Origin of the sequence: Enterococcus canintestini, from assembly GCF_001885735.1 — a bacterium.
Classification (GTDB): Bacteria; Bacillota; Bacilli; order Lactobacillales; family Enterococcaceae; genus Enterococcus_C; species Enterococcus_C canintestini.
The window spans coordinates 67215-93985 of sequence record NZ_JXKG01000008.1; the positions used below are offsets into that span (position 1 = coordinate 67215).

At 36.1% G+C, this 26771-nt stretch carries 28 protein-coding genes and 1 tRNA gene; 5 read left to right on the plus strand and 24 right to left on the minus strand.

Annotation, left to right across the window (positions count from 1 at the left end):
• Nucleotides 1-8: 8 nt before the first annotated feature.
• From yhbY to RU96_RS06525, 3 genes are read right to left on the minus strand one after another with little or no spacing between them, the layout of a single operon-like run.
• On the minus strand, nt 9-320 hold the full coding sequence (yhbY, locus tag RU96_RS06515; protein ID WP_071864735.1) for a ribosome assembly RNA-binding protein YhbY: 312 nt from the start codon (nt 318-320) through the stop codon (nt 9-11).
• A gap of 13 nt (nt 321-333) precedes the next feature.
• The gene (gene yqeH, locus RU96_RS06520; RefSeq protein WP_071864736.1) at nt 334-1449 is read right to left on the minus strand and encodes a ribosome biogenesis GTPase YqeH; all 1116 of its coding nucleotides are present in this window, start codon (nt 1447-1449) and stop codon (nt 334-336) included.
• Nucleotides 1442-1972 (minus strand): YqeG family HAD IIIA-type phosphatase, encoded by a 531-nt coding sequence (locus RU96_RS06525; RefSeq protein ID WP_071864737.1) that lies wholly within the window; start codon nt 1970-1972, stop codon nt 1442-1444. Before RU96_RS06525 ends, yqeH begins: the two co-directional genes overlap by 8 nt.
• Nucleotides 1973-2213: 241 nt before the next feature.
• On the opposite strand from RU96_RS06525, the gene RU96_RS06530 reads away from it, so the two are divergent.
• Nucleotides 2214-2284, plus strand: a tRNA-Gly gene (locus RU96_RS06530).
• A 720-nt stretch (nt 2285-3004) separates the two neighbouring features.
• Here RU96_RS06530 and RU96_RS06535 read toward each other — a convergent pair.
• Nucleotides 3005-3514, minus strand: coding sequence for a hypothetical protein (locus RU96_RS06535; RefSeq protein ID WP_071864738.1), 510 nt, complete (start codon nt 3512-3514; stop codon nt 3005-3007).
• Nucleotides 3515-3913: 399 nt separating this feature from the next.
• On the opposite strand from RU96_RS06535, the gene RU96_RS06540 reads away from it, so the two are divergent.
• On the plus strand, nt 3914-4201 hold the full coding sequence (locus RU96_RS06540; RefSeq protein WP_016172173.1) for a hypothetical protein: 288 nt from the start codon (nt 3914-3916) through the stop codon (nt 4199-4201).
• 70 nt (nt 4202-4271) lie between these two features.
• Here RU96_RS06540 and RU96_RS06545 read toward each other — a convergent pair whose 3' ends face one another.
• From RU96_RS06545 to fabT, 14 genes are all read right to left on the minus strand, one after another.
• Nucleotides 4272-5006 carry an amino acid ABC transporter ATP-binding protein gene (locus RU96_RS06545; protein ID WP_071864739.1) on the minus strand — a complete coding sequence of 245 codons (735 nt, stop codon included), beginning with the start codon at nt 5004-5006 and terminating at the stop codon, nt 4272-4274.
• Between the two features lie 23 nt (nt 5007-5029).
• Nucleotides 5030-5719, minus strand: a complete 690-nt coding sequence (locus RU96_RS06550; protein WP_071864740.1) for an amino acid ABC transporter permease — start codon at nt 5717-5719, stop codon at nt 5030-5032.
• 15 nt (nt 5720-5734) lie between these two features.
• Nucleotides 5735-6541, minus strand: coding sequence for a transporter substrate-binding domain-containing protein (locus RU96_RS06555; RefSeq protein ID WP_071864741.1), 807 nt, complete (start codon nt 6539-6541; stop codon nt 5735-5737).
• A gap of 318 nt (nt 6542-6859) precedes the next feature.
• On the minus strand, nt 6860-7642 hold the full coding sequence (locus RU96_RS06560; protein ID WP_071864742.1) for an acetyl-CoA carboxylase carboxyl transferase subunit alpha: 783 nt from the start codon (nt 7640-7642) through the stop codon (nt 6860-6862).
• A complete protein-coding gene (gene accD / locus RU96_RS06565) occupies nt 7639-8505 on the minus strand; it encodes an acetyl-CoA carboxylase, carboxyltransferase subunit beta (protein ID WP_071864743.1) in 867 nt (288 codons plus the stop codon). The genes RU96_RS06560 and accD overlap by 4 nt, the downstream gene beginning before the upstream one ends.
• An 11-nt stretch (nt 8506-8516) precedes the next feature.
• Nucleotides 8517-9881: an acetyl-CoA carboxylase biotin carboxylase subunit gene (locus tag RU96_RS06570; RefSeq protein WP_071864744.1), complete on the minus strand. Its 1365-nt coding sequence runs from the start codon at nt 9879-9881 to the stop codon at nt 8517-8519.
• An 8-nt stretch (nt 9882-9889) separates the two neighbouring features.
• The gene (fabZ, locus tag RU96_RS06575) at nt 9890-10318 is read right to left on the minus strand and encodes a 3-hydroxyacyl-ACP dehydratase FabZ (protein WP_071864745.1); all 429 of its coding nucleotides are present in this window, start codon (nt 10316-10318) and stop codon (nt 9890-9892) included.
• Nucleotides 10319-10321: 3 nt separating this feature from the next.
• Nucleotides 10322-10819 (minus strand): acetyl-CoA carboxylase biotin carboxyl carrier protein, encoded by a 498-nt coding sequence (gene accB / locus RU96_RS06580; protein ID WP_071864746.1) that lies wholly within the window; start codon nt 10817-10819, stop codon nt 10322-10324.
• Nucleotides 10820-10823: 4 nt separating this feature from the next.
• Complete coding sequence (fabF, locus tag RU96_RS06585; protein WP_071864747.1) at nt 10824-12059, minus strand: beta-ketoacyl-ACP synthase II; 1236 nt, start codon at nt 12057-12059, stop codon at nt 10824-10826.
• Between the two features lie 34 nt (nt 12060-12093).
• Nucleotides 12094-12831 (minus strand): 3-oxoacyl-[acyl-carrier-protein] reductase, encoded by a 738-nt coding sequence (fabG, locus tag RU96_RS06590; RefSeq protein WP_071864748.1) that lies wholly within the window; start codon nt 12829-12831, stop codon nt 12094-12096.
• A 20-nt stretch (nt 12832-12851) separates the two neighbouring features.
• Nucleotides 12852-13787 carry an ACP S-malonyltransferase gene (fabD, locus tag RU96_RS06595; protein WP_071864749.1) on the minus strand — a complete coding sequence of 312 codons (936 nt, stop codon included), beginning with the start codon at nt 13785-13787 and terminating at the stop codon, nt 12852-12854.
• Between the two features lie 152 nt (nt 13788-13939).
• Nucleotides 13940-14167, minus strand: a complete 228-nt coding sequence (locus tag RU96_RS06600) for an acyl carrier protein (RefSeq protein WP_071864750.1) — start codon at nt 14165-14167, stop codon at nt 13940-13942.
• 54 nt (nt 14168-14221) lie between these two features.
• On the minus strand, nt 14222-15187 hold the full coding sequence (locus RU96_RS06605) for a beta-ketoacyl-ACP synthase III (protein WP_071864776.1): 966 nt from the start codon (nt 15185-15187) through the stop codon (nt 14222-14224).
• 8 nt (nt 15188-15195) lie between these two features.
• A complete protein-coding gene (gene fabT, locus RU96_RS06610; RefSeq protein WP_071864751.1) occupies nt 15196-15636 on the minus strand; it encodes a fatty acid biosynthesis transcriptional regulator FabT in 441 nt (146 codons plus the stop codon).
• A gap of 229 nt (nt 15637-15865) precedes the next feature.
• Here fabT and RU96_RS06615 point away from each other — a divergent pair, with 229 nt between their 5' ends.
• Nucleotides 15866-16924: an NAD(P)H-dependent flavin oxidoreductase gene (locus tag RU96_RS06615; RefSeq protein WP_071864752.1), complete on the plus strand. Its 1059-nt coding sequence runs from the start codon at nt 15866-15868 to the stop codon at nt 16922-16924.
• Nucleotides 16925-16964: 40 nt separating this feature from the next.
• Here the strand turns inward: RU96_RS06615 and RU96_RS06620 are convergent, their stop codons facing one another.
• From RU96_RS06620 to RU96_RS06640, 5 genes are all read right to left on the minus strand, one after another.
• Complete coding sequence (locus RU96_RS06620; RefSeq protein ID WP_071864753.1) at nt 16965-17195, minus strand: YkuJ family protein; 231 nt, start codon at nt 17193-17195, stop codon at nt 16965-16967.
• 100 nt (nt 17196-17295) lie between these two features.
• A complete protein-coding gene (locus RU96_RS06625) occupies nt 17296-18159 on the minus strand; it encodes an NAD(P)-dependent oxidoreductase (RefSeq protein ID WP_071864754.1) in 864 nt (287 codons plus the stop codon).
• Between the two features lie 100 nt (nt 18160-18259).
• Nucleotides 18260-19492, minus strand: coding sequence for a glycosyltransferase family 4 protein (locus RU96_RS06630; RefSeq protein ID WP_071864755.1), 1233 nt, complete (start codon nt 19490-19492; stop codon nt 18260-18262).
• 393 nt (nt 19493-19885) lie between these two features.
• A complete protein-coding gene (gene ptsP / locus RU96_RS06635; protein ID WP_071864756.1) occupies nt 19886-21613 on the minus strand; it encodes a phosphoenolpyruvate--protein phosphotransferase in 1728 nt (575 codons plus the stop codon).
• Complete coding sequence (locus RU96_RS06640; RefSeq protein WP_016172193.1) at nt 21613-21879, minus strand: phosphocarrier protein HPr; 267 nt, start codon at nt 21877-21879, stop codon at nt 21613-21615. Before RU96_RS06640 ends, ptsP begins: the two co-directional genes overlap by 1 nt.
• Nucleotides 21880-22319: 440 nt before the next feature.
• Between RU96_RS06640 and RU96_RS06650 the strand changes: the two genes are divergently transcribed.
• Together RU96_RS06650 and RU96_RS06655 are read left to right on the plus strand one after the other, a co-directional pair.
• Nucleotides 22320-24557: an ATP-dependent Clp protease ATP-binding subunit gene (locus RU96_RS06650; protein ID WP_211269899.1), complete on the plus strand. Its 2238-nt coding sequence runs from the start codon at nt 22320-22322 to the stop codon at nt 24555-24557.
• A 201-nt stretch (nt 24558-24758) separates the two neighbouring features.
• A complete protein-coding gene (locus RU96_RS06655) occupies nt 24759-25076 on the plus strand; it encodes a DUF1827 family protein (protein ID WP_071864759.1) in 318 nt (105 codons plus the stop codon).
• A gap of 79 nt (nt 25077-25155) precedes the next feature.
• Here the strand turns inward: RU96_RS06655 and RU96_RS06660 are convergent, their stop codons facing one another.
• Nucleotides 25156-26607, minus strand: a complete 1452-nt coding sequence (locus RU96_RS06660) for a helix-turn-helix domain-containing protein (RefSeq protein WP_071864760.1) — start codon at nt 26605-26607, stop codon at nt 25156-25158.
• Nucleotides 26608-26771 lie beyond the last annotated feature (164 nt).

Genomic DNA, 26771 nt, shown 5'->3' on the forward strand with positions numbered 1-26771 from the left:
CAAACCTCCTAAATTGCTTTTACTTCTTTTGAAATTCGTTGATATTTTTCTTTGCTACTTGGACGATACAAAACCAAAACCCGCCCAATAATTTGGACAACTTGGCAATGTACTTCATCGGCCAAAATATGCGCCACATCTGTTGCAATTTCATCGGTATTTTGTAACAAAGAAACTTTAATTAGTTCGCGTTTTTCCAACGCTTCGCCAATTTGTGTTAGCATTGGTCCACTAACCCCACCTTTACCAATTTGAAAAATTGGTTGTAAGTGATGTGCTTTACTTCTTAAAAAACGTTTTTGTTTTCCCCGTAATTCCATAATTGCCTTCTTTCTAAATCAATGCTTTTCTAGTTAAAACAGATACACCCTTTGGAGCCCACCCAGCTATAACACAAGGTTCAGTAATTGTAATCCATCCTATACCAGCAAAGACAATATCAGTTTTTTCTTTAATTGAAAATTCAAAACGTTGTAAGGGCGGAAAATCTTTCACTTCATCAAGACGAGGTGGTTGTAATAATCCCCCGACGTGTTTTTCATAAAAAGCATCCGCATTTATAAGCTTCGTGCGGTGAATCTCTACGTCATTTGAAACATATGTTACAAATGAACTACGCTTCCCTTTAATAAAGTCAAAGCGAGCCAAACCACCTAAAAAGAGTGTTTGTTCTGGATTTAATTGATAGACTTTAGGTTTAACTTCTTTTTGCGGTGCGATAATTTTTAAATCTTTAACCCCTAAATAGTGAGCCATTTGCTCTCTATGAATAATTCCAGGAGTATCAATTAAGAAATGTCCATCTTCTAAAGGAATTTCAATTTTATCTAACGTGGTACCTGGAAAGCGAGAGGTAGTAATTAAATCTTGTACGCCAGCCGTCTGCTTAATAATTTGATTAATTAAAGTCGATTTACCAACGTTGGTTACTCCGACCACATAGACGTCGCGCCCTTCACGATATTTTTCAATCGCTTCAAGTAATTCCGTCATTTCTTGCGGTTTTTTTGCACTAGTTAACAAAACATCGACAGGACGTAATCCAGCTTCATGGGCTCTTTCTCGCATCCATTGTGTCATTTTTCCGCGTTTTAAAGATTTCGGTAAAATATCCACTTTATTACCTACTAATAAAACGGGATTATTCCCCACAAAACGATGCAAACCTGGAATAATTGAACCATTAAAGTCAAAAATATCGACCACATTAACAATTAACGCATCCTTTTGACCTAATTCATTTAATAAACGTAAAAAATCATCATCCGTTAAAGCAACGGGTTGGATTTCGTTATAATGCCGCAAACGAAAACATCTTTGGCAGTAGACTTCGCCACTTTCAAGGCCTTTATCTAATGCAGACTGAGGTGTATAGCCTATTTCCCCAGGATGTTGTGTTTGAATTTCTGCACCACAGCCAATACAATAAATTGCTTCAGTTTCAGTCATTTAATTCACCTTGCCATTTCATATCCGGATTATTTTTTTGTAGATGCTTCATAATTTTCCGTTCAAAAAAGCGATTAATACGGGTATTCCAGCCATCTGTTGCCACCACAGGCTTGACTAAAATACTTTTCACGCCTGCTCTATTAGCACCGCGAATATCCGTCATAATTTGATCGCCTACCATTACAACATCTTCTTTTTTCATTCCCAGCTTTTGATAGCCTGCCTTAATTCCTCTAGCAAAAGGTTTTAACGCGCGCGCAACAAAATCCAAGCCAAATGGCTCCAATGCATGGGCAATACGTTCTTGATTATTATTAGACACTACCACAACTGGAATTTTTGCCTCATCCATTTGTTTTAGCCATTGGCGCAACTCTTCTGTGCCATTTGGATTATTCCATGCGATTAAAGTATTATCTAAATCTGTTAAAACAGCTTTAATACCATGTTTTTTTAATTGTTCCGGTGTAATTTGATAGATGGCTGATACCATCCAAGTTGGTTTATATTCCTGAAACATAGGTGCTCCTTTACTTAAAAAATGAAGAAGTACCCTGTACTCCTCAAACCGAAATTATACTATAAAAGCTGTGATAATTCTAGCTTTGGTAATTTTCATAATAATTCTTTCAAACTTTATTAAACAATCTCTCGCTTTTTTATAAAAAGGAATTACAATTCTTTTTTATCAACGCATTTAAAAAAAGTTCATCAAATTACTTGCTCGAAAATAAAAAAAGCTATATACTAGTTCTTGTTTCGCGGGTGTAGTTTAGTGGTAAAACAGAAGCTTCCCAAGCTTCCGTCGCGAGTTCGATTCTCGTCACCCGCTTTGATTACAAAGCCACAAGCCTTGTTATTATAAGGTTTGTGGTCTTTTTTATTTCGATTACACAAAAATTACACAAAATTTGCTTTTTTAGTCTCACTTTGATTTAGATTTTCATAAAAAGTTTCATCCCCATCTGAAAGTGACAGATTCCCAAAAATAAAACAAAAGACATTTCATATTTCAATTTTATAAGTTGTATGCGTAATAAGGTAGTGCTGTGATTTCAGATAAAAAAAGAAAACGATCGCATAAAAAGATAAAAGAATTTCTTTATGAAATATATTCTTAAATATTTAATGGTGTTTTCTTTAGTATTTATTTTGACGAGTTGTGAATTAAATAAAACTAGTCAAATTAGTTATTCGGGGGTAATCGCTGCTGATGCTATAAATTAGTATCTTTAGGTTTATTACTCAATCGGTACATCAGTAATCATGCGATATCGAGTTTTTATCGTCCATTAAGAGTTTAACAATTGCACTATTTCGTTTAGATAAACGCGTACCAGTAAATAATTACCGGATTAGACCAATCATTCCACCTATCAGATTTTTCTTTTAAAAGTTACTAAATAGTGAAATCCTAGTGAAATTGAATCGATTTTGTACAAACGTGGCAATATGATTGTAAATAGATTGGCGATAAAATATTTAACAGTTTCTTTAACTAAATCTCTTCACATCGAAAATCACACATCCGTTTCAATCATTCGTTGCCTTCTTACAAACTTATTCCACTAGATATACCAACTATTGGGTTTAAATATTCATTCTTACCATACACTTTTTCTAAATAATTTGAATCTAAGTATTTAAGATTAACAGTGACCAAATCTTCTATCTCATATTTATCTTCCCATATCATCCAAAGCTCAAATGAATCTGAAGAGCGGATTAAAAATTCAGACAGTCTATCATAGAAAAAATTCCAACTATATAAATCAAGATAGTAGATATTTTTCTTTGCTGTATATTTCGAAATAATACCGTCCCCGCTGTCTTTAATAACATTAAAGGGTTGAGCTTTCTTTTCATCTTCGATTATTGTAAATATCTTATCGTCTTTATCAATATTACTTAAATCAATTTCCATATTCTTCACGAAGTCTGAAATCAAATTATCAGCGTTAGCAAATTTCATAATGTCGTTAATCGAAATCATCCCAGAACATTCAGTATTTTCTTCTAAATTAATTTTTGAATCAGTTGCGAAATAAAAGCCAATAGACAACTCCTTTACCTCCTTGAAAGTTATATCTAAAAAAGTATAAACTTTTTTACAATCTTTTTCGCTAAAATTAACTACATTGTAATAGTCGAATTAGTTATAACAAAAACTAATATTTTTAATACCAAATTGAAGACATTTTTCAATTTGAGTTCTACTCAATTATATTCATTATATCAGCACGATTTTTCTTTATTGATGCATATATAAATTTAGATGTGCTTTTTTACAAGCTGTATAATTACATTTAATTAATATCTTTCATTGATTATTGACTATAAAAAGTATAAACCTTATTTCAGTCAAAACCGTAAAAATATGCTAAAATTATTGAAAGCGATATTTTCACGCTGAGAGTTATTTTTACTACTTTTATTTAAAACTATTAAGGAGTATACACAGATGGAAATTTTAGGAAACCAAGCTGCTTTTTTAGCAGACTACAAAAAAATTGTTAAAACTGGTGATATGTCTGATGAAATGATTATTGACAAAGTTGTTGGTGAATTGCCTACTGCGCCAAACTTTCAAATCATCGCCGACAATAACGAAACGAAATTAGGACAACGAATTTGTTTTCCTTTTAAACAAGAAGTCACCGCTACTGACCCAGATGGCGTGATTACTACGCGCTATATTTATATCGGTTCACCTTTTGAGCTGGATACTAAAGCAGACGAACAGCCATAAAATAAAAAAGTGTAAAACTGTAAGACCATGATATCTTTTTTGTCACAGTCTTTTCAGTTTTACACGTTTTTTATGCTAGAACCTTTGATAAGAAGCTAATGGTACGTGGATGTTTGGGCTGATCAAAAATAGCAGTCGGTGTTCCTTCTTCCATAATAATTCCTTCATCCATAAATAAAACACGGTCTGCTACCTCTTTGGCAAAGCCCATTTCGTGGGTGACAATTACCATGGTCATACCATCTTTGGCTAAATCTTGCATGACCTGCAAAACTTCGCCTACCATTTCAGGATCAAGAGCAGAAGTCGGTTCATCAAATAGCATCACATCAGGTTGCATAGCCAGTGCACGGGCAATCGCAATCCGTTGTTTTTGGCCACCGGATAAAGATTGCGGATAAGCAGTAGCCTTGTCCGCTAGACCAACTTGAACTAACAATTTCTCTGCAATTTTTTCTGCCTCTGAATTGGAAATATTTTTCACTTTTCTAGGGGCTAATGTAATATTGGCTAACACATTCATATTAGGAAACAAATTAAAGTTTTGAAAAACCATGCCCATTTTCTCTCGCATGTGATAAAGATCGTTTTTTGCATCTGTAATATTTTGTTCTTCAAAAAAGATTTGTCCACTTGTTGGTGTTTCGAGTAAATTCAGACAGCGTAAAAAAGTACTTTTACCTGAACCAGAAGGGCCAATGACTACAACGACTTCACCTTTTTTTATTTCAGTGCTAATTCCCTTTAAAACTTCATTATTTTTAAAAGATTTGTGCAAATTTTTAACATCAATTAAAACAGACATTTTATCGCTCCTTCAAATTTTACTTATCGACTGTAACCAACACCCATTTTTTGTTCCCACCAGGCTAAAAGACGCCCGGTTGAAAAAGTAATTACAAAATAAATAGCTGCCGCTACAAAGTAAGGCTCTAAAGGAATATAAGAATTGGTAATGACAATTTGTGCAGTATTCATTAATTCATAAATACCAATGGTTGAAAGTAAAGATGAATCTTTAATCAAAATAATAAATTCATTTCCCATCGGTGGTAGAATATTTCGTAAGGCTTGGGGAAAGATAACATAACGCATTGCCTGCATTGGCTTTAATCCCAGCGATCCTGCTGCTTCTTTTTGACCAGCGTCAACAGATTGAATTCCCCCGCGAACAATTTCAGCTACATAGGCACCTGAATTTAAAGAGATGACGATAAGTCCGGGAATAAGACGGGTGAAATCCAACTTTAAAATCCCGATATCAATCGTTGGAGCTGAGAATGTCCCTTGTAACAATACAAAACCAATCATAATTTGGATTAACATTGGCGTACAACGAAAAATTTCAATATAAATATTGGCTACCCACCTTAAAGGAGCGATGGGACTAAGTTTTGCCAGTGCCATCAAAATGCCGATCACAGTGCCAATAATAATTGTTACAACAGAGATAATTAAAGTTATCACAGTACCATATAAAAAATATGGATAATATTCAGCTAAAAAAGAAAAGTCCATTTTTTATTCCCCATTTTATTCTTCGGTCGATTTATTGGCTAAAGCCGTATTTTCTTTGACATATTTTTCAATTTCACCAGAATCATTTAATTCTTTGATGATTTTATCAATTTCTTTTTTCAAAGTATCGCTATCTTTTTGCAACGCAATAGCATAAGCTTCATCTTCGCTAGATTTTAAATCAATAGCAGCAAATTGTAGTTCGGGATTTTGAGCGATATAAGAAGCGCCCACCGTTTCTTCTACAACTAAAGCATCAATTGAGCCTTGTTTTACCTCTAAAATTAAGTTTGGCACTTTGGCTACAGAAACGATTTGAGGATCATCAAATTGTTCTTTGACGATATCTTCTTGAATAGAACCTTTTTGGGCTCCAATTTTTTTACCACTTAAACTCTTAATTGAATTATACTTAGCTGCGTCTTTTTTATTAATGACTACTTTTTGTGGTGGATTGTAATAATTAGCAGAAAAATCAAAAGCTTTTTGACGTTTAGGTGTAGCGGAAATACCAGCAATTCCTAAATCGACTTTGCCTTCTTTTAAAGTAGCTAAAACAGCATTGAATTCCATGTCTTCGATTTTTAATTTTACTCCTAGTTTATCTGCTATAGCCTGGGCCAAATCGATATCAGCGCCAACAATTTTATCTTTGCCATCGATTAATGTATGAAATTCAAAAGGAGCAAATTCAGCCGAAGTCCCAACTTTTAGTTCCCCGCTTTCTTTGATGGCGGCTAATTTATCTTCTTTTTTGTTGCCACATCCGCCTAATAAAAAACAAACACCAATAATTGCTAAGCTAGTCCAAAACTTTTTCATCCTACCACTCCTAATAAATATATATTCATTTTTTCTCTGTTTGTTGAGAATATATACATATTATCATATCGTTTTTTCAAATGCACGCTTTTTCTGAATTTTTCTTACAAATATTCGTATATTTTTGCAATAAAAAAAATAAGCGTCTTTGAAACGCCTGTAAACATCGCCTAAAATAAAGAAAATATCGATTTTATATCCCCGCTTTTTTACAACAAAGCAACTTCCATTCATTTTTTATACAAAAAAGCATTTTTCTAATTTTTTTGCAAAAAAAAGACTTATCATTCATCGTCGTCATGAATGATAAATCTTCAATTAAAATTTTCGAAAGCGCTGATAGCGATCAGATAGTAGCGTCTGAGTATCTTTTTGTGACAACTCGGTTAGTTTTTCAACTAAGTTTTGTTGAAGCGTTTTAACGATAACTTCTTGTGGTAATGCTTTTCCATCTTTTGTTTCAGGAATTACTTTTTCAATTACATTTAAGGCATATAATTCTTGTGCGGTAATTTTCATTAAGTCTGCCGCTTCAGCAGCGCGACTACCATCTTTCCATAAAATAGAAGCAAATCCTTCTGGTGATAAAATTGCATAAATAGAATGTTCCATCATCCAAACCTCATCACCTAGCGCCAATGCTAACGCACCACCACTTCCACCTTCACCGATAATAATCGCAATAATGGGTACATTTAAATCTGACATTTCCATTAAATTTTTGGCAATTGCTTCTCCTTCACCACGCTCTTCTGCCCCAACGCCACAATAAGCCCCCGCCGTATTGATAAAAGTAATCACGGGACGTTTAAATTTTTCAGCTTGTTTCATAAGACGCAAAGCTTTCCGATAACCTTCTGGATGAGGAGACCCAAAATTAGTTTTTAAATTTTCTTTTAAATCCCGTCCTTTTTGAATCCCAATGACCGTGACCGGCTTATTATTTAAAGTGGCAATTCCACCAACGACTGCTTCATCATCAGCAAATAAACGATCACCATGAAACTCTTCGTAATCTTCAAAAATCAGCTCAAAAAGCTCTAATGCACTTAGGCGTTCTTTGCTGCGGGCTAATTGGACAATTTCGCAAGCTTCGGTCATTTAGCCAACCACCCTTCTACTGTGTGTAAACGTAGTAAATGCTCGATTCGACTTTTCAATTCTGTGCGGGGCACAATTTGATCCACAAATCCGTGTTCTAATAAAAATTCAGCTTTTTGAAAGTCTTCTGGCAGCTCTTGTTTAATCGTCTGCTCAATAACTCGTCTTCCAGCAAAACCAATTAGACTTTGCGGCTCCGCCAAGATAATGTCACCTTCCATCGCAAAACTAGCAGTGACCCCCCCAGTTGTAGGATCAGTTAAGACTGTTAAATAAAAAAGGCCGGCATTACTATGTTGTTTTACTGCCGCTGATATTTTTGCCATCTGCATTAAAGAAAAGATTCCTTCTTGCATTCTAGCACCGCCAGAGGCTGTAAAAATAACAACAGGTAAACCTTTTTGGGTTGCTTTTTCAAATAAACGCGTAATTTTTTCTCCGACGATTGTTCCCATACTTCCCATAATAAAATGAGGATCCATTACACCTAATGCAAAAGCTACGCCATTAATGGTTGCTTCTCCTGTTAAAACAGCTTCATTTAAACCCGTTTTTGCTTGTGTTTGTTTTATTTTTTCTTTATACCCAGGAAAGTTCAGAGGGTCTTTGGTAACAAGATCTGCGTCCCATTCGTCAAAACTTTTCTCATCAATTGTAATTGCGATTCGTTCCCACGCACTAATCCGAAAATTATAAGCACAATAAGGACAGATTTTTTCGACGCCAATATCTTTGGTATAAAGCATATGTTTACAGTTGGGACATTTTGCCCATAAGTTATCCGGAACCTGAGGCTTTTGACTTGGTGTTTGGGTACGATTGGGATTAATCCGGATATATTTTTTCTTTTTAAATAATGCCAAATAAATCCCTCCTATGTTTCAGGTGTCCACGCTGGTAAAAAGACACTTTGTAAAAAGGCCGTATCATAATCACCAGCAACCACATTCGGATGTGAAATCAAATCCAATTGAAATTCTGCATTAGTAGTAACACCGTCTGTCACTAATTCTCCTAGGGCACGTTGCATCTTCATTAACGCTTCAAAACGAGTCTGACCATGAACAATAATTTTTGCAATCATAGAATCATAATAAGGTGGAATGGTATAACCTGAATACATCCCACTTTCAACACGGAGCCCTAATCCGCCACTTGGCAAGAATAAGTTTTTGATTTTACCAGGAGCTGGTGCAAAATTAAAAGCTGGATTTTCTGCATTAATTCGACATTCGATTGCATGACCACTAATTTTTATATCACTTTGCTTTAACCCCAGTGCTTCACCAGCTGCAATTTCAAGCTGCTTTTTAACTAAGTCGACGCCGGTGATCATTTCAGTAATCGGATGTTCTACTTGAATACGCGTATTCATTTCCATGAAATAAAAAGAACCTGTCTCATCCATCAAAAATTCAATCGTACCAGCATTGCGATAATTTACCGCTTTTGCTGCCCGTACTGCCGCTGAGCCCAGCGCTTCTCGCTTTTGCTCTGAGATTACAACAGAAGGCGCTTCTTCTAAAACTTTTTGATTATTACGTTGTAAGGAACAATCCCGTTCTCCTAAATGAATGACATTACCATAATCATCCCCTAAAATTTGAACTTCAATATGACGCGCTGGGTAAATAATCTTTTCCAAATACATCGCATCATTACCAAAGGCCGCTTTAGCCTCTTGTTGAGCTGATTTAAAATGTTGCGGTAATTCTTCTTTAGTCATTACTTTACGTATTCCTTTGCCGCCTCCACCAGCAGCAGCTTTTAGCATCACCGGATAGCCAATTTCATCAGCTATTGCCAATGCTTCTGTGACGTCTTTTAAATCCCCTTCGCTACCGGGAATAACCGGAACCTCTGCTTCAATCATTAATTGACGGGCGTTAATTTTATTTCCCATTGCATCAATTGTTTCACTTTTTGGCCCAATGAAGGTGATATTGCATTCTTCACACATTGCTGCAAAACGACTATTTTCAGATAAAAAACCAAAGCCTGGATGGATTGCTTCAGCTTTTGTGACAATCGCAGCACTTAAGATTTGTTGCACGTTCAAATAAGAATCACTTGCTTTAGCAGGACCAATGCAAATTGCCTCATCTGCCATTTCAGCGTGGAGTGCATCTTTATCTGCTTCAGAATAAACGGCAACTGTTTGAATACCTAATTCGCGACAAGCGCGAATGACACGGACTGCAATCTCACCGCGATTTGCAATTAAAACTTTTGAAAACATACATTCACCTATCCAATCATAAAGGTTAATTCTGCTTCAGCTGCTTTTTTACCGTCAACATAGGCCACACCTTTGCCAATTCCGGCTGTAGCTTTCACTTTTAAAATTTCAACTTCTAATATTAATGTATCGCCGGGAACAACTTTTCGGCGAAATTTAGCTTTATCAATCCCACCAAAATAAGCGGTTTTTCCTTTAAAATCTGGTAACGAAAGTAAAGCTACTGCACCAGCTTGTGCCAAAGCTTCAATAATTAGAACCCCCGGCATAACAGGTTCTTTAGGAAAGTGCCCTTGAAAAAAGGGCTCATTTACTGTCACATTTTTTTTAGCAACAACCTTTTGCCCTGCTTCAAGTTCTTCGATGCGATCAATTAATAAAAAAGGATAGCGATGTGGAATAATTTCTTTGATTTCTTCAATTGTCATAACTGCCATAATTTAACCTTCTTTCACAACAAATAACGGTTGATTAAATTCTACTACTTGTTCGTTTTCCACTAAAATTTCCACGACTTCACCAGTCACATCACTTATGATTTCATTCATCACTTTCATCGCTTCGATGATACAAAGGACTTCTCCTTTTTCAACATGGTCGCCTACATTTTTGAAGACTGGTTGATCTGGCGCACTCTTTAGGTAGCAGACGCCAACAAGTGGTGAGACGATTTCTTTACCTGCTACTTTTTGTTCAGTTATAGAAACCGGTGAAGATTTAATTGAAGAATCCTCTAAAGATTCATTATCTAAACGAAAACTTGGCGCTTGTGTCGGTATGGGTTGTGTGGAAACAACTTCTCCAGTAGCAGCTTTTTCACCACGAACTTGCTGATTTTTATTAAAGTACAGTTCAAAGTTATTATCTTTTAAATCAAATTCAGTTAAAGTTGACTGATCAAATTGCGCTAATAAATCTTTGATTTCGTTGATATTCACTAGCTTATGCCTCCCAACGTTTTAGACAGATAACAGCATTATGACCACCAAATCCCAAAGAGTTACTCATGGCGTATTTTAACTCTGCCTCTTTTGCTTTATTTGTCACGACATTTAAATCAATGGCGGGATCTTGTTTTGTGACATTAATAGTTGGCGGTACAAATTGGTATTGTAAGGCTAATAAAGAAGCAATCGCTTCAATTCCTCCGGCTGCACCTAATAAGTGACCTGTCATTGATTTTGTACTGCTGACATAAGTATCTTTATAATTTTCCCCTAAGCCGTATTGAATTGCTTTGGCTTCTGCTACATCATTTGCTGGCGTACTAGTTCCATGAGCATTAATATAATCTACTTCACTAGCTGTAATACCTGCTTCTTTCATCGCTAACTTCATCGCTTTACCAGCACCTGAGCCATCTGGATTTGGTGCAGTCATATGATAAGCATCACAATTTGCACCGTAACCGACGATTTCAGCTAAAATATTGGCACCGCGCGCTTTAGCATGTTCTAAAGATTCCACCACAACGACACCGCCACCTTCGCCCATGACAAAACCACTGCGATTTTCATCAAAAGGGACAGAAGCTTTATTTGGATCCGTTTCATTTGTCAAAGCCGTTAAAGCAGCAAAACCAGAAATTCCAATCTCATTAATTGAAGCTTCCGCGCCACCAGCTAAAATGACATCGGCATAACCATGTTTAATATTCCGAAAAGCTTCACCAATAGAATGCGTACCTGAAGCACATGCTGTCACCGTACTCGTACAAATTCCCTTAGCGCCAACTTTCAGCGCAATATTGCCCGCTACCATATTAACAATAGACATTGGTACAAACATCGGCGAAACTCGTTTTGCTCCTTTATCATGCATGCGGATGACCTGATCTTGAATTGTCTGTAAGCCACCGATGCCAGAACTTACCATTACACCAAACCGATCAACATCCATTTCTTTGGTATCTAAACCAGACATTGCCATTGCTTCTAGTGCAGCATAAAGGCCAAATAATGAAAATTTATCCATTCTTTTAGCGTCTTTTTTAATAAAGTATTTATCAAAAGGAAATTCTTTTACTTCAGCTGCGACAGTGATACCTGTTTCACTAGCATCAAACTGTGTAATCTCACCGATCCCATTTTTTCCTTCTTTTAAACTATTTAAAAATGTTTCAGCATCATTACCAATGGGAGATGCAACACCATAACCTGTAATTACTACGCGATTCATATTATCCTCCTTATTAAAAGCAGCTTTTTAATCGTTAACCATGCATTACCAAACCACCATCAACATTAATCACTTGACCGGTGATATACGGACTTTTAGCAAGAAATACTGCCGTTTGTGCAATATCTGTAACGGTCCCAAATTTTTGTAACGGAATATTTTTACTTACTTGTTCTTTTACTTTCTCAGAAAGCACCTCTGTCATATCAGTTGTAATAAATCCTGGTGCAATGGCATTACATGTAATGCCTCTTGGAGCTACTTCTCTGGCAACAGATTTTGTGAACCCTACCATTCCCGCTTTACTTGCCGCGTAATTTGCTTGACCAGCATTTCCAATTAAACCAGAAACTGAAGACATATTAATAATTGTCCCACAGCGGTTTTTCAACATTTTTTTCAAAACTAATTGCGTCATGTTAAAGGTCCCGCTTAAATTAATTTTCATAACATCCTCAAAATCTTTTGCGGTCATGCGCAATAATAGTTTATCGTTAGTAATACCAGCGTTGTTAATTAAAATATCAACACTGCCCATTGTTTCTTCAATTTCTGCTAATAGATTTTTAGCTGTATCGTAATCACTGATATCACCAGTTACACCAATACAAGATACGCCATACTTTTCAATTGCTTCAATTTGCGCTAGCGGCACTGGGCGTCTCCCATTTAAAATGATATTAGCGCCTTCTTTTGCAAAAGCTTCTGCAATACCTTTACCGATTCCTCTTGTACTACCAGTAATTAAAACATTTTTTCCTCTAAGCTCCATCTCTTCCTCCTGCAACGTGACTATTTATTTGCTAAAATCGTCATCGTTTCATTCAATGTTTTGCTATCTTCTACTCTTGTAGTCGTCAATGTTTTGTCAATTTTTTTGATAAAGCCACTCAGAACTTTACCCGGTCCAATTTCGACCATTTGATTAATTCCTAGTTCTTTTAAAGTAGCGATACTTTCATAAAAATGAACCGGAGACATTACTTGGCACTCAAGTAATGATTTAATGTCTGTTTGTGGCATCACTTGTGCTGTGGTATTACTAATAACCGGGATCTTCATTGGTTCAAAATTGATATTTGCCAGCTCTGTTTGTAATTTAACAGCTGCTGGTGCTAACAAAGCCGTATGGAAAGGGCCACTCACATTTAATGGAATCAGCCGTTTTACACCTGCTTTGGTTAGTAATTCGCAAGCTTTATCAACAGCAGCTACCTCACCACCAATAACAATTTGCTGCGGCGTATTATAGTTTGCCGGTGACACAATACCAATGCTACTTGCTTCTTTACAACACTTTTCAATTACTTCACTTGCTGTATTCATAACTGCCACCATTTTGCCACTACCAAGAGGAGCCGCGTTTGCCATAAAGTGTCCTCGTTTAGCAACTAAACTTACAGCAGTTTTAAAATCAAGTGCACCACTTGCCACTAGCGCAGAATATTCGCCTAAACTTAAACCACAGACGGCATCTGCATTAAAGCCGTTTTCTTTTAATAAACGCCAAAAAGCAATACTGACAGTTAATATAGCCGGTTGCGTGTATTGCGTTTGATTTAATTTGTCTTTTTGCTGCTCTTCAAAACATAAAGCCGCCATATCATATCCCAGCACTTCACTAGCTTCAGCAAAAGTTTGAGCGACAATCGCTTCACTATCGTATAGTTCTTTTCCCATTCCAGTGTACTGTGCTCCTTGACCACTAAATAAAAAAGCCGTTTTCATCTATTGCCCTCCGTCTTTTCAGCCCAAGCCGTTATCTTCAAATACTTTTTTGAAATTTTTAAGCTCTCAATTTAATTGATTAGCTTTTCTTATAATGAAAGACGCGTCTTTCATTATAAGAAAAGCCAGACTAACGCCTAGCTTAAAAGAAATTATTCAGCTTTTTGAGCTTCAACATATTTCACAAGGTCTGCTACAGTTGCAATTCCTTCTTCTGTTTCGATTTTTACATCGAATTCGTCTTCAATTTCATTGATGATTTGGAATAAGTCCAAACTATCCGCTTCTAAATCTTCTTGAATATTAGTTGTTAATTGAATTTCATCTTTTTCTTTTCCTAATTCTTCTGCTACGATTTCTTGAATTTTTTCAAATACCATGTTTATTTCCTCCAATTAAATGAATGATTTTATAATTTATATTGCAAACAGGTTTTAAAGCGTGGCTTGCATAACACCCCAAGTCAAACCACCACCAAAGCCTGAAAACACCACATTTTGTGTTCCATCTAAACGGATAACACCGGCCCTTACAGCTTCATCTAATAAAAGCGGAATACTTGCAGCTGATGTATTGCCATATTTATCCATATTTTGTAAAAAACGTTCTCTGGGAACTTTCAATTTTCTAGCTACTTTATCCAATATGCGCGCATTGGCTTGATGTAACAAATAAAAGTCAATTTTTTCTTTGTCTTCTACAACTAATTGGTCAATTGCATTTACTACATCCCGTGTCGCAAAATCAAAAATCTCACGACCCGCCATTTTCAAATATGAAAAGGACGTATCATCTTCTTTGAAAGGATTAGTATTTTTGACATAACCTGAAGTTAGTGCTGCACCTTTAGTACCATCAGCAGACAACTTTTCTTTTTTTATCATTGGTATTTCACTGGCCTCCAGCAAAACTCCCGCCGCACCATCACCGAATAAAACAGCAGTGGAACGATCTTGCCAGTCAACTACTTTAGATAAAACTTCACCGCCAATAACGATACCTTTTTGAGCGGTTGTTTGAATGAGTTTTTCTGCCATCGACAGCGCGTAGACAAAGCCCGAACAGGCAGCAGATAAGTCAAAAGCAAAAGCATTTGTAGCACCAATTGCACCTTGTACCATACAAGCAACAGATGGTGTCATATAATCTGGTGTCATGGTTGCAACAATAATGAAATCCAAATCTTCAGCTGTCAGCTGACTTTTCAAAAGCAATTTTTCAGCCACGCCAATACAAAGATCAGAAGTATTTTCACTTGTTGCAATGCGTCGTTCTAAAATACCCGTACGACTTTTTATCCAGTCATCTGATGTCGCCATAAGTTGCGCTAAGTCATCGTTTTTAACAATTTTTTCTGGAACAAAACTAGCTGTCGCAGTAATTTTCCCGTATTTTTTCATCTTCACACTCACTTATACTCTTGTAAAAAATCATGGAGATTTTTTAAAGCTTTTAATAAAGTCGCTTCCTCATCACTATCCATGCCAGCTAAAACACGTTTAATCATTTGACGATGAAAATATTCATGAACACGGAATAATAATTTGCCTTTTTTCGTCAATCCGAGTTTGACCACTCGCCGATCGTCTTCACTACGAATCCGTTCAACATAGCCCTTTTTTACTAACCGGTTGATGGCGGTAGTCAAAGTCCCCACCGTGATAGAAAGTTCTTTTGCCACTTCTGAAGTGGTCTTTTTTTTATACATGCCAATAGCCTCGATTGTGTGCATTTCCGTAATACTCAAATCATTGAACTGCGATTTTTGCAACTCAGATTCCTCAATTGTTAAGATATCGTTGAAGACGCTCACAAGGTAGTCATTGACTGTTTCTAAATCTTTTTCCACACTTTCACCATCCAAATTAGTTTGATTATCAAATCGTTTGACTATCAAAATATATTATAACTTTTTTTAAAATGCAATAGTTTTTTTAAATTTTTTTATTTTTCTAAAGCTATACTCATCTGTTTTTGATTCTCGGTGAATTGTTTCAAAAAAATATTGACAAGTATAAAGGTGAAAGCTAACATTTAATTTAGTTTGAAAATCAAAGTATTTTATTAAGGAGACTATTATGAAATTAACACCAGTCAAAATTGGTGATTTAGCTTTACAAATCCCCATTATTCAAGGTGGCATGGGAATTGGTGTCAGCCTCTCTCGTTTAGCGGGAAATGTTGCAAAAGAAGGTGGTATGGGGATTATTTCATGTGCTCAAATTGGATTTAATGATCCTATTTTTGAACGGGCACCATTTAAAGCCAATATGAAAGCTATTAAAGAGCAATATCAAGCTGCTAAAGCCATTGCTGGAACAGGAATTGTCGGCTTTAATATTATGTGCGCAACTTACAAATATGAAAAATATGTACAGCGTTGTGTTGAAGTTGGAGCCGATGTTATTATTTCAGGCGCAGGATTGCCGATTCATTTGCCTGAATTAGTCGCAAACTCTAAAACGAAGATTGCACCTATTGTTTCTTCTGAAAAAGCAGCTAAAGTTTTGTTGCGAACTTGGGCTAAACGCTACCAGCGCACAGCGGACTTTTTAGTGATTGAAGGCCCTGAAGCTGGTGGCCATTTAGGCTTTAAGTACGATAACATTCACGAAGCAATTAAAAAGATGGATCAAGAAGTTATTAAAATCGTCGCAGTAGCAAAAGAATACGGTGAAAAATTTAATTGCCAAATTCCTATCTTTTTCGCAGGAGGCGTATACGACCGCAATGATATTGACCATTACTTAGGTCTTGGTTGTGCAGGTGTACAAATGGCAACGCGATTTGTCGTCACAGAAGAATGCGACGCGCCTATTTCATATAAAGAACGCTATTTACACGCCACAAAAGATGCCGTCAAAATTATTAAAAGCCCAGTTGGTATGCCAGGACGCGCAATTGAAAATGAATTTACCCAAACGATTACGAGTAAACAAATTCCTATTAAAAAATGTCGGAGTTGCCTTTCTCACGATCACTGCGATCGCAAAACTATTCCTTATTGCATTACGGAAATGTTGTTACAAAGCGTTCGTGATAATCCAGATCATGGACTCATTTTTGCTGGCAGTAATGTTTTCAAAATAAATGAAATGACTACTGTTTCCCGCTTATTAGCAGAATTGAGCCAATAAAAAACACGAGAGGAAAATCCTCTCGTGTTTTTTATTACGATTATTGAATTAGATCATAGATTTCCATTGCTACGATATCAATATTGTCGAATTGATAGTGCTGTTGGGTATCTGTTTCAGTCAATTCAAATGTTTCAGTTGATTTATCGTAAGTTACGGTACATTTTTCAACGCCTTCTTTTTCAAAGCGGCGAACTTGGATTTCATTATCGGTTGCTTCAGTCATTGCTTCTAAACGTCTGATAATGGCAACTAATTGTGAACTTGTCATGGGGAAAGCCTCCTTTTTCTCAACTTCTGTTATATTGTATCAAAAGCGCCAGCAGCTTGCATTGGTTTTTACAAAAAAATCATATTTTTTTGTAAAAACATTAGTTTCCCCACCATAGTTTAATTAAAGCTTGTGTTCCATCATTTTCGTATCCTTTTTGCGCGAGCAATTCATACAAACGAGTTGCTTCTTTAGTAGCTGGTAAATCAATTGCCATTTTCTCAGCTTCAGCCAATGCTATTTTTAAATCTTTGATAAAATGCTTCACAAAAAATCCTGGTGTATAGTCTTCTTTTAAGATACGAGGTGCATAGTTTGCTAAAGACCAGTTGGCACCACCGCCACCACCTACAGTTTCAATAACCTTTTCCAGATTTAAACCCGCTGCCTTAGCGTAAACCAGCATTTCTGTCATCCCAGTCATAGTGCCGGCAATCATAATTTGATTGGCCATTTTCGTATGCTGTCCTTTACCAGGACCGCCATGTAAAACATAACTTTTTCCCATCACTTTAAAAAGTGGCATTACTTTTTCATAAGCTTCCTGGGAGCCACCTACCATAATGGTTAAAGTTGCGTTTTTCGCACCTAAATCACCACCAGAAACTGGTGCATCTAATGATTCTGCGCCTTTTTGTTTCGCTGTTTGAGCAATTTGTTCTGCTAAAGAAGGTGTACTGGTCGTCATATCAACTAAAATTTTATCTTTTACATCCGCAGTAAAGATTCCATTTTCGCCATAATAAATTTCTTTTACATCTTGCGGGTAACCAACAATCGAAAAGACCACATCTGCATTTTCTGCTACAGCTTGTGGTGTATCGCACCAAACCGCACCTTGTTCTACGATTTGCTTTGCTTTAGCTTTAGTTCGATTGTACACATAAACTTCATTACCAGCCGCTAATAAATGTGCGGCCATCCAATGACCCATAACGCCGATACCGATAAAACCAATTTTCATCTGCTACCATCCTCTCAACTAGCCATAAATGCCATAAATAAAAAATCACAACTTTAGTATAAGCTAAAGCCGTGATTTTTTGTTGTGATAAGACTGTATTTTAATTAGAAGTCCGTTTAAATGAATACAATTTTACTTTAATTTTTTTCATCGTTGGAGCAGTTTCTTTTTCTAAAGATAGGTTGGCATAATAAGCAATCATGTCGTGATAAAAGTCTAACATTGCTTCACCAAAATGAGTCGCAGAAATTTCATACAGTTTATTAGAAAGCTTCATTGGATCTGATTTTTGACCACTGGCGATATAATCCAATAATGCATCAGCAAACTCTTCATCTTTGGCAAAAGTGACCCCAAATGACGCATCGTCAATCAAGTTATCTAAATAATCATTTCCTTCAACGATTAAAGGTGTACCTGCAGCCATTGCTTCTGTGTAAGTTAAGCCTTGTGTTTCTGAAGTTGAAGCACTAACAAAATAATCCGCTGCATGATAATAAAGAGCGACTTCATCATTTGGTACTTCGCCAACAAAATAGACGTAATCTGTTAAATCTAATTCTTCAACTAACTCTTTTAATTCTTCTGTATAAGGTCCTTTACCAACAATGACTAACCGGGCTTTGGGTAATTGTGATACGACTTGTGGTAAACCGTGAATAATTGCTTGAATATTTTTTTCATAAGAAATACGACTCAATGATAAGAGCATAATTTGGTCATCTTCAATGCCCATTTCGTTTCGCAATGTTTTTTTCATTGCTAAAGTAATGTCAGGTCGTTCAAATTTTTCCAACTCAATCCCCGTTGGAATAACACGCATCGGAGAAGTAACACCATAGCCTCTTAAGGTATCGATGACACGTTCACTTGGGCAAACGACTCCTGTTGTATGATTTGCAAATAAACGGGAAAAGTATTTTACATGAGATTGTCTGACTACTTTTCCTTTTGCTATATAATGCAAATAGTCTTCATACATAGTGTGGTATGTATGAATCACTGGTATTTTTAATTTTTTTCCGACCATTTTACCTAAAAGCCCTGCGCCAAATTCAGTATGCGTATGAATTAAATCTAACTCTAATTCTTTGGCGATTAGATAAGCATACCACATTCCTCGAACAACAATTCGTCGATCTTTAAACGAAACAAAAGGCACACTTGGCATGCGAATAATGTCATCTTCTACGCCAGTTGCATTAGGATCGGTCGTAGTAAAAATGTAAACTTCATGTCCTTTTTTTTCTAGCTCCGTCTTTAATGTTTTAATTGATGTCGCAACACCGCTAACTTGCGGAAAATAGGTATCTGTAAAAAATCCGATTTTCACAGTCTTTCCTCCAAACTATCTCGCTGTAACTTCTTCAGTTAACCAACAACTTTTCTATAGTGTAGCACAGCTTTTTCATACTTTAATCAAACTATAGTCCTATTTCAAGTTATATTTTAGCGTTAATATCACTAAAATAGCAATGAAAAAAAAGCAAGTGACAAACTCGTTAGATACTTTGTGTACATCCATGCCACATTTTTGCTAATAAATGCTAGTAGCGTTTAATTTTAACCATTTTATTCTTTCTTCTAGCATAGCACATAAGTTGTCGTATTTCTTTTTTTAAAACTACAAAAGAACAGATTTAGAAATGGAAAAACACAATTTAAAAGTAAAATTCAGATAAACAAAAAAACCTCAGAGAAAAATCTCCGAGGTTAAAAATAACTTTTATTTTACCGCTTCTTCTACTAATTCAATGACTTCTTCCATTGTATCGCAGTCATTTAATGCTTTATCAGCAAGAACTTTCATATCTTCAGTAGATAAACGTTTCATTAAGCTACGTGTTTTAAGAATTGATGTTGCGCTCATTGAGAATTCATCTAAGCCCATTCCCATCAAAATTGGCACAGCAGTTTGATCGCCGGCCATTTCACCACACATACCAGCCCATTTACCTTCAGCGTGAGCTGAATCAATTACGTTTTTGATTAAACGTAAGATAGATGGGTTATATGGTTGGTAAAGGTAAGACACGCGTTCGTTCATACGGTCTGCAGCCATAGTATATTGGATTAAATCATTGGTTCCAATACTGAAGAAGTCGACTTCCTTGGCAAATTTATCAGCTAAGACAGCTGCCGCTGGAATTTCAATCATAATACCAACTTGGATTGTATCAGAAACTGCTACACCTTCGTCGATTAATTTTTGACGTTCTTCATCATACATTTTTTTCGCTGCTCTGAATTCTTTCAATGTTGCGACCATCGGGAACATAATTCGTAAGTTACCAAAGGCAGAAGCACGTAACAACGCACGTAATTGCGTGCGGAACATGTCGTCACCTAATTCTGATAAACTAATACGTAATGCACGATAACCTAAGAAAGGATTCATTTCATGCGGTAAAGTTAAGTATGGTAATTCTTTGTCCCCGCCAATGTCCATTGTCCGAACAACGACTGGTTTATCACCCATACCTTCTAAAACTGCTTTATAGGCTTCAAATTGATCTTCTTCGGTTGGAAAATCAGGTGAGTCCATATAAAGAAATTCTGTTCTATATAAGCCGATTGCTTCAGCGCCGTTATTGTGTACCCCTTCTAAATCTTTTGGTGTACCAATGTTAGCAGCTAATTCAAAGTGTTTACCATCAGCAGTGACAGTATCTGCTTCTTTTAATTTTTCCCATTCAGCTTTTTGGGCCGCAAAATCTGCACCCGCTTTTTGGAATTCAGCTTTTTGTTCTTCAGTTGGATCAATGATGACGTCACCGATAATACCGTTAACAGCTAGGATGTCACCTGCTTTAACTTTAGCTGTAATTTCTTTTGTTCCTACAATTGCAGGAATTTCAAGAGAACGAGCCATGATAGCAGAGTGAGAAGTCCGTCCGCCAATGTCAGTAACAAAAGCTTTAACGAATTTCCGGTCTAATTGTGCAGTATCACTTGGTGTTAAGTCGTGGGCAACCACAACTACTTCTTCATTAATCATTGAAGGATTTGGTAAAGTAACTCCTAATAAGTGTGCTAAGACACGTTTGGCAACGTCACGGATATCAGCTGCGCGTTCTTGCATGTAAGCATTGTCATCCATTGCTTCAAACATGCCAATATACATGTCAGTAACTTCTTTCAATGCAGCTTCTGCATTGACTTTGTTATCTTTCACGTTTTGTTTAATTTGACCAATCATTTCAGGGTCAGATAAGACCATCAAATGGGCGTCAAATACTTGAGCTTCTGCTTCGCCCAAACTTTGCGCTGCTTTTTCCCGAATTTGTTGTAATTCTTCAGTAGATTTTGCTAAAGCATCGTCTAATCTTTTTGCTTCTGCTTCAGTATCTTCTACTGAAATTTTGTTAAAGGATAAATCCGGTTGAACTAGCAGGTAAGCTTTCGCAACGGCAACTCCGTCACTGGCGGCGATCCCTTTTAGCATTTCAACCATTATTCAGATAATCCTTCTTTCTTCATTGTTTCAACGATTGCAGCCATTGCGTCTGCTTCGTCAGCACCTTCTGCTGTGATTGTTACGTCAGAGCCTTGGCCAACACCAAGAGACATAACGCCCATGATAGATTTAAGATTTACTGATTTGCCTTTGTACTCTAAGTTAATGTCAGAGTTAAATTTGCTAGCAGTTTGTACTAATAATGTAGCGGGACGTGCGTGAATCCCTGTTTCTGCAACTACGTGAAAATCTTTTTTTTCCATATTAATCGGTCTCCTTTGTGAAACAAGTTTTTTGTGAGGGTTTTCTTTTTTAATAGTGGAAATAAATCATCAAAAAAGGCCCTTTCAACTGTTAAGATTACCATTTTTTTTACAATCGTACAACCGTTTTCTCTCATATTAACTAAAAGATATCTAGTCCAATTAAATTTGAAAATTTTTCTTCCTTTATTTAAAGCAATTCCAATCTCTTTGTTATTAAACAAAAGATGCTGACTTATTAGCAAAAATTATCTTCTTATAATAGAAGCAGACAAATTACTTGCACCCTACAATAATTTTAGTATAATACAGTTATGGTCAATAAAGGTCAAAGATAACTTTGACTTGACCCCGCTTTTTAGGTGTATCTTTTTACTCATTAAAAAAAGCGCGTTACAATAATAATTGAAAGTAAATCCATGAAAGGTCGTGAATTATTTATGCTTTGTCAAAACTGTGGCAAAAATGAAGCAACCATTCATTTATACGCAAATGTAAATGGCCAAAGAAAGCAATTAGATTACTGCCAAAGTTGCTACCAAAAATTGAAAAATCAAACTGGTAGTCAAACAAATATGATGGCACAAGATCCATTTGGCTTTGGAAGTCTTGATGATTTGTTCCGTCAAATGTCGCAACAAATGCAACCAAGAAATCCTGGAGATCAAACTCCCCCTACCCAATTTGGTGGTGGCAATAACTTTAACGGTGGGCAACCCCCTCGTCAAAACCAAGGAGCCAACGGACTATTAGGTGAATATGGTATTAACATTACCGAACAAGCCCGCAATGGTGACATTGATCCTGTTGTTGGTCGTGACGATGAAATTAAACGTGTAATCGAAATTTTAAATCGCCGTACAAAAAACAATCCTGTTTTAATTGGAGAGCCCGGTGTTGGTAAAACAGCCGTGGTTGAAGGTTTAGCACAAAAAATTGTCGATGGCGATGTACCACAAAAATTAATGGATAAAGAAGTAATTCGTTTAGATGTCGCTTCTTTAGTCCAAGGTACAGGTATTCGCGGTCAATTTGAAGAAAGAATGCAAAAATTAATCGATGAAATTAAGCAAGCTGAAAATGTTATCTTATTCATCGATGAAGTTCACGAAATTGTCGGTGCTGGTTCTGCTGGTGATGGCAATATGGACGCAGGCAATATTTTAAAACCTGCTTTAGCCCGTGGTGAACTACAAATGGTAGGTGCTACAACTTTAAACGAGTACCGTATCATTGAAAAAGATGCTGCCTTAGAACGTCGGATGCAGCCAGTTCGAGTGGATGAACCTTCTGTTGAAGAAACAATTGCGATTTTAAAAGGTTTGCAACCACGTTATGAAGATTATCATCATGTAAAATATACTGATGAAGCAATAAAAGCTGCTGCCATTTTATCAAACCGCTATATCCAAGATCGATTCTTACCAGATAAAGCAATTGACTTACTAGATGAATCTGGCTCTAAGAAAAACTTAACCATTCAATTGGTGGATCCAAAAGCGATTGAAAAGAAATTGCAAGATGCGCAAGCACAAAAACAACAAGCATCCCAAGAAGAAGATTTCGAAAAAGCAGCCTACTATCGCGATCAAATTAACAAATTAGAAGAAATGAAAAACAAACAAATCAGTGATGAAGAAACACCAACAATCACTGAAAAAGATATGGAACAAATCGTCGAAGAACGAACAGGTATTCCTGTTGGCGAATTAAAAGAAAAAGAACAAACGCAATTGAAAAATCTTAGTCATGACTTAAAAGAACATGTTATCGGACAAGATGAAGCTATTGATAAAGTAGCCAAAGCAATTCGTCGTAATCGGGTCGGTTTAAGTAAAAAGAATCGTCCAATTGGTTCATTTTTATTTGTCGGACCTACTGGTGTTGGTAAAACAGAATTAGCAAAACAACTGGCCTACGAAATGTTTGGTTCTGAAGATTCCATGATTCGCTTTGATATGTCAGAATACATGGAAAAACATAGTGTGGCGAAATTAATCGGTTCTCCTCCTGGCTATGTCGGTTATGAAGAAGCCGGTCAATTAACAGAAAAAGTTCGTCGTAACCCTTACAGTTTAATTTTATTGGACGAAATTGAAAAAGCCCACCCTGATGTTTTACACATGTTCTTACAAATTTTAGATGATGGGCGCTTAACGGATGCACAAGGTCGCACGGTTAGCTTTAAAGATACTTTGATCATCATGACAAGTAACGCAGGTACTGGTAATGTTGAAGCAAGTGTTGGTTTTGCCGCATCAAGAGAAGGTGTTACTCGTTCTGTTTTAAACCAACTAAATAACTACTTCTCACCTGAGTTCTTAAACCGTTTTGACGGTATTATTGAATTCAAAGCTTTAAGCAAAGAAAACTTATTGCACATCGTAGAATTAATGTTACAAGAAGTAAACGATATGTTAGCTTCGCAACATCTTCACATCACAGTACCAAAAGATGTCGAAGAAAAATTAGTTGATTTAGGTTACAACCCTGCAATGGGTGCTCGACCATTACGTCGTACCATCCAAGATCAAATTGAAGATGGCATCGCCGAATACTATTTGGATCACCCTGAAGCAAAAGAGTTGGCAGCACGCTTAACAGAAGATGGTAAAATTGAAGTTACCCATGCTGAAGAAAAAGAAAGTGAAAAACCTGCTGACACAACAGAAGAATAACTAAAAAAAGCTCATAATCTAGCGGAATTGTACTAGATTATGAGCTTTTTTCTCGTCTTATTTTTTTAATCATCGGCTTAGATCAGGAAATAATTCACCAAACTTTGTTATCTTTTCAAGTGTAATCACTTTTCTTATCGCCTTTTGAACCGTATAATAATAGATGAGTTAGTTCAAACTTGCCTTGAAGGAGTGAACCAGATGAAATTAATCAACGTAACCAACAGTCACTCACGTTTGGTGCGCAATCAATTGGAAAATACAGATGCCGAATTGGTGAAAGTTTATACGGCTGGCAACTCTACTGTTGTGTATACAGTAGCACCCAACCATAATGAAATTTTATTGATTAATAAAAAGCGCAATCTGAATGAACGTGAAATTAACGAAATAAAAGAATATTTTCTAAAGAAATTACCAGCTGGCAGCTACGAACCTGATACTATCACCCAGATTGAGCTACCTGGTTTAGTTGAAATTTCGATAAAAACAAATCAGCTAAGTAATAACGCATCTTAAAAGTGACGACAATCATACTTTTAAAACTAAAATACCGTTTCTAGTAACCTTTGCGGATACTAGAAACGGTATTTTTAACTTATGAAAGTGGTAAAGCTGTTTTTTGCTTTTTTTGTTTTTCTTTAAACACACGGAACAAGAAATCATCCGTAGCATCAAAAGATCCTTCACCTTCCACAATCCAATATTGGTGATTATTAGCAGGTACCAAAGAAGCAGCGCACGTAATAATTGCATCATATTGTTCATTGGAGGTTGTATTCATTAACGAATACTCGACAAAAGGCAAATCTTCAATTCGATTAATTAAAGAGTACAAAAGAAAATGGTTTGGAAAACCAATAATTCCAACTTTGATTTTGTCAGTTTTTTCATTTCGTTCCACTTGAGGTAAACTCACCAACGTCAAAAGATTAACTAAATCGTCACTTTTTTTTGCCGCTAAAATATTTGCCACATAGCCTTGTAAGATTTCATAGTTGGGATGTTGTACTTTTAAACTTTCCAAAATAAAATCTAAATTTTTAGGGGCTTTGCCATCAAACAATTGCTGGCGCAAAAAGATAGTTTGATAATTTATTAGTAGCAGTTCTTGTTTATTGCGTGGGAAATTCTGAAAATACGGTAACATTTCTGCCAAGAAGTCTGCTGCTTTTGCTTTTGATTCAGTCAAACTTTTATAATTTTTTCGAACGTAAGGTAAACGCGGATCGTTTTCTGAAAAATACTGCGGCCAGTAAAAAATCATATATGCTACAAAATTAGCTTCTCTTTCCCGATAAGTTTCTGCCACGCCGTCTTGGGCTAACTTTTGCTTAAAGCGGGTATTTAAAGCTGCAGGATATAAAAAGTGATTAATTTCCGGCTCATCAATATAGTGCCCGTGCTTTGTCCGCAACAAACTGATCGCTTGGTAGATAATTTGTTCTCTTTGTTCAAAATACTGTAAATAGATTAAATCATTTTCATCGAGAAGCGTATGTAAATCAAAATTATTTTTTTCAAAGTATTGAAATAATTCTGTTCCAAAATCAACCATCCACAAAAAGTTAAAATACATAATCCGAACCAGTGATTCCCGTCCGGTTACCTCCATTTGCAAACAATTTAGACGAATACCTTTATCTTTCAAATAAGCAACTAATGGCTTTAGCCGCCGCATTAAAGAAGACTGACTTAAATCTGTTAATTGCCCAAACTCTTTTAAATCCATTTCTGGTTGTAAAAGTGTCGCTAGCAAAACTTGATAAGGCACACTATTTTGTAATAAGAATTGGCGGTAACTATGTAGCTTAGGTAAACTGCCGTCAATCTGGACTTTTTCTTTTTCTGTAAACAAGACATAACCTGTCTCTAAATCAAACAAATCTTGATTCATTTGGTTTAATAAATTAGCCGTTTTAATATGAGAAAAACCGGTATATTTTTCAAAATAGTGAATTGGATACAACCCCTGTTCCAATTCCAACATATGTTTAAATAACATAAGTTTATTCTGTGCTGGATCATCTAATAAAATCGTTTCTAACATTTTATGGCCCCTTTTAAGTTTATACCTCATAATAGCATAAATACGATTTGTTTTACTAGATGATTGTGTTTTGCTAAAAAAAATTCTCAATTTGAATAAGTTCATAGAATCTTTTTTGAATTTTTTGTCGTTCTTTCTTCTTGCGATTGGTCTAAAAAAAACAA

Coding starts and splice junctions, on each gene's coding strand:
- yqeH (WP_071864736.1), bottom strand. CDS start 1,449: ATGACTGAAACTGAAGCAATTTATTGTATTGGCTGTGGTGCAGAAATT.
- RU96_RS06555 (WP_071864741.1), bottom strand. CDS start 6,541: ATGAAAAAGTTTTGGACTAGCTTAGCAATTATTGGTGTTTGTTTTTTA.
- fabF (WP_071864747.1), bottom strand. CDS start 12,059: ATGAATCGCGTAGTAATTACAGGTTATGGTGTTGCATCTCCCATTGGT.
- fabZ (WP_071864745.1), bottom strand. CDS start 10,318: ATGGCAGTTATGACAATTGAAGAAATCAAAGAAATTATTCCACATCGC.
- RU96_RS06655 (WP_071864759.1), top strand. CDS start 24,759: ATGAAATTAATCAACGTAACCAACAGTCACTCACGTTTGGTGCGCAAT.
- RU96_RS06640 (WP_016172193.1), bottom strand. CDS start 21,879: ATGGAAAAAAAAGATTTTCACGTAGTTGCAGAAACAGGGATTCACGCA.
- fabG (WP_071864748.1), bottom strand. CDS start 12,831: ATGGAGCTTAGAGGAAAAAATGTTTTAATTACTGGTAGTACAAGAGGA.
- RU96_RS06625 (WP_071864754.1), bottom strand. CDS start 18,159: ATGAAAATTGGTTTTATCGGTATCGGCGTTATGGGTCATTGGATGGCC.
- RU96_RS06615 (WP_071864752.1), top strand. CDS start 15,866: ATGAAATTAACACCAGTCAAAATTGGTGATTTAGCTTTACAAATCCCC.
- RU96_RS06650 (WP_211269899.1), top strand. CDS start 22,320: ATGCTTTGTCAAAACTGTGGCAAAAATGAAGCAACCATTCATTTATAC.
- RU96_RS06540 (WP_016172173.1), top strand. CDS start 3,914: ATGGAAATTTTAGGAAACCAAGCTGCTTTTTTAGCAGACTACAAAAAA.
- RU96_RS06620 (WP_071864753.1), bottom strand. CDS start 17,195: ATGACAAGTTCACAATTAGTTGCCATTATCAGACGTTTAGAAGCAATG.
- ptsP (WP_071864756.1), bottom strand. CDS start 21,613: ATGGTTGAAATGCTAAAAGGGATCGCCGCCAGTGACGGAGTTGCCGTT.
- RU96_RS06570 (WP_071864744.1), bottom strand. CDS start 9,881: ATGTTTTCAAAAGTTTTAATTGCAAATCGCGGTGAGATTGCAGTCCGT.
- RU96_RS06560 (WP_071864742.1), bottom strand. CDS start 7,642: ATGACCGAAGCTTGCGAAATTGTCCAATTAGCCCGCAGCAAAGAACGC.
- yhbY (WP_071864735.1), bottom strand. CDS start 320: ATGGAATTACGGGGAAAACAAAAACGTTTTTTAAGAAGTAAAGCACAT.
- RU96_RS06525 (WP_071864737.1), bottom strand. CDS start 1,972: ATGTTTCAGGAATATAAACCAACTTGGATGGTATCAGCCATCTATCAA.
- RU96_RS06600 (WP_071864750.1), bottom strand. CDS start 14,167: ATGGTATTTGAAAAAATTCAAGAAATCGTAGCAGAAGAATTAGGAAAA.
- RU96_RS06605 (WP_071864776.1), bottom strand. CDS start 15,187: ATGAAAAAATACGGGAAAATTACTGCGACAGCTAGTTTTGTTCCAGAA.
- RU96_RS06545 (WP_071864739.1), bottom strand. CDS start 5,006: ATGTCTGTTTTAATTGATGTTAAAAATTTGCACAAATCTTTTAAAAAT.
- RU96_RS06660 (WP_071864760.1), bottom strand. CDS start 26,607: ATGTTAGAAACGATTTTATTAGATGATCCAGCACAGAATAAACTTATG.
- RU96_RS06550 (WP_071864740.1), bottom strand. CDS start 5,719: ATGGACTTTTCTTTTTTAGCTGAATATTATCCATATTTTTTATATGGT.
- fabD (WP_071864749.1), bottom strand. CDS start 13,787: ATGAAAACGGCTTTTTTATTTAGTGGTCAAGGAGCACAGTACACTGGA.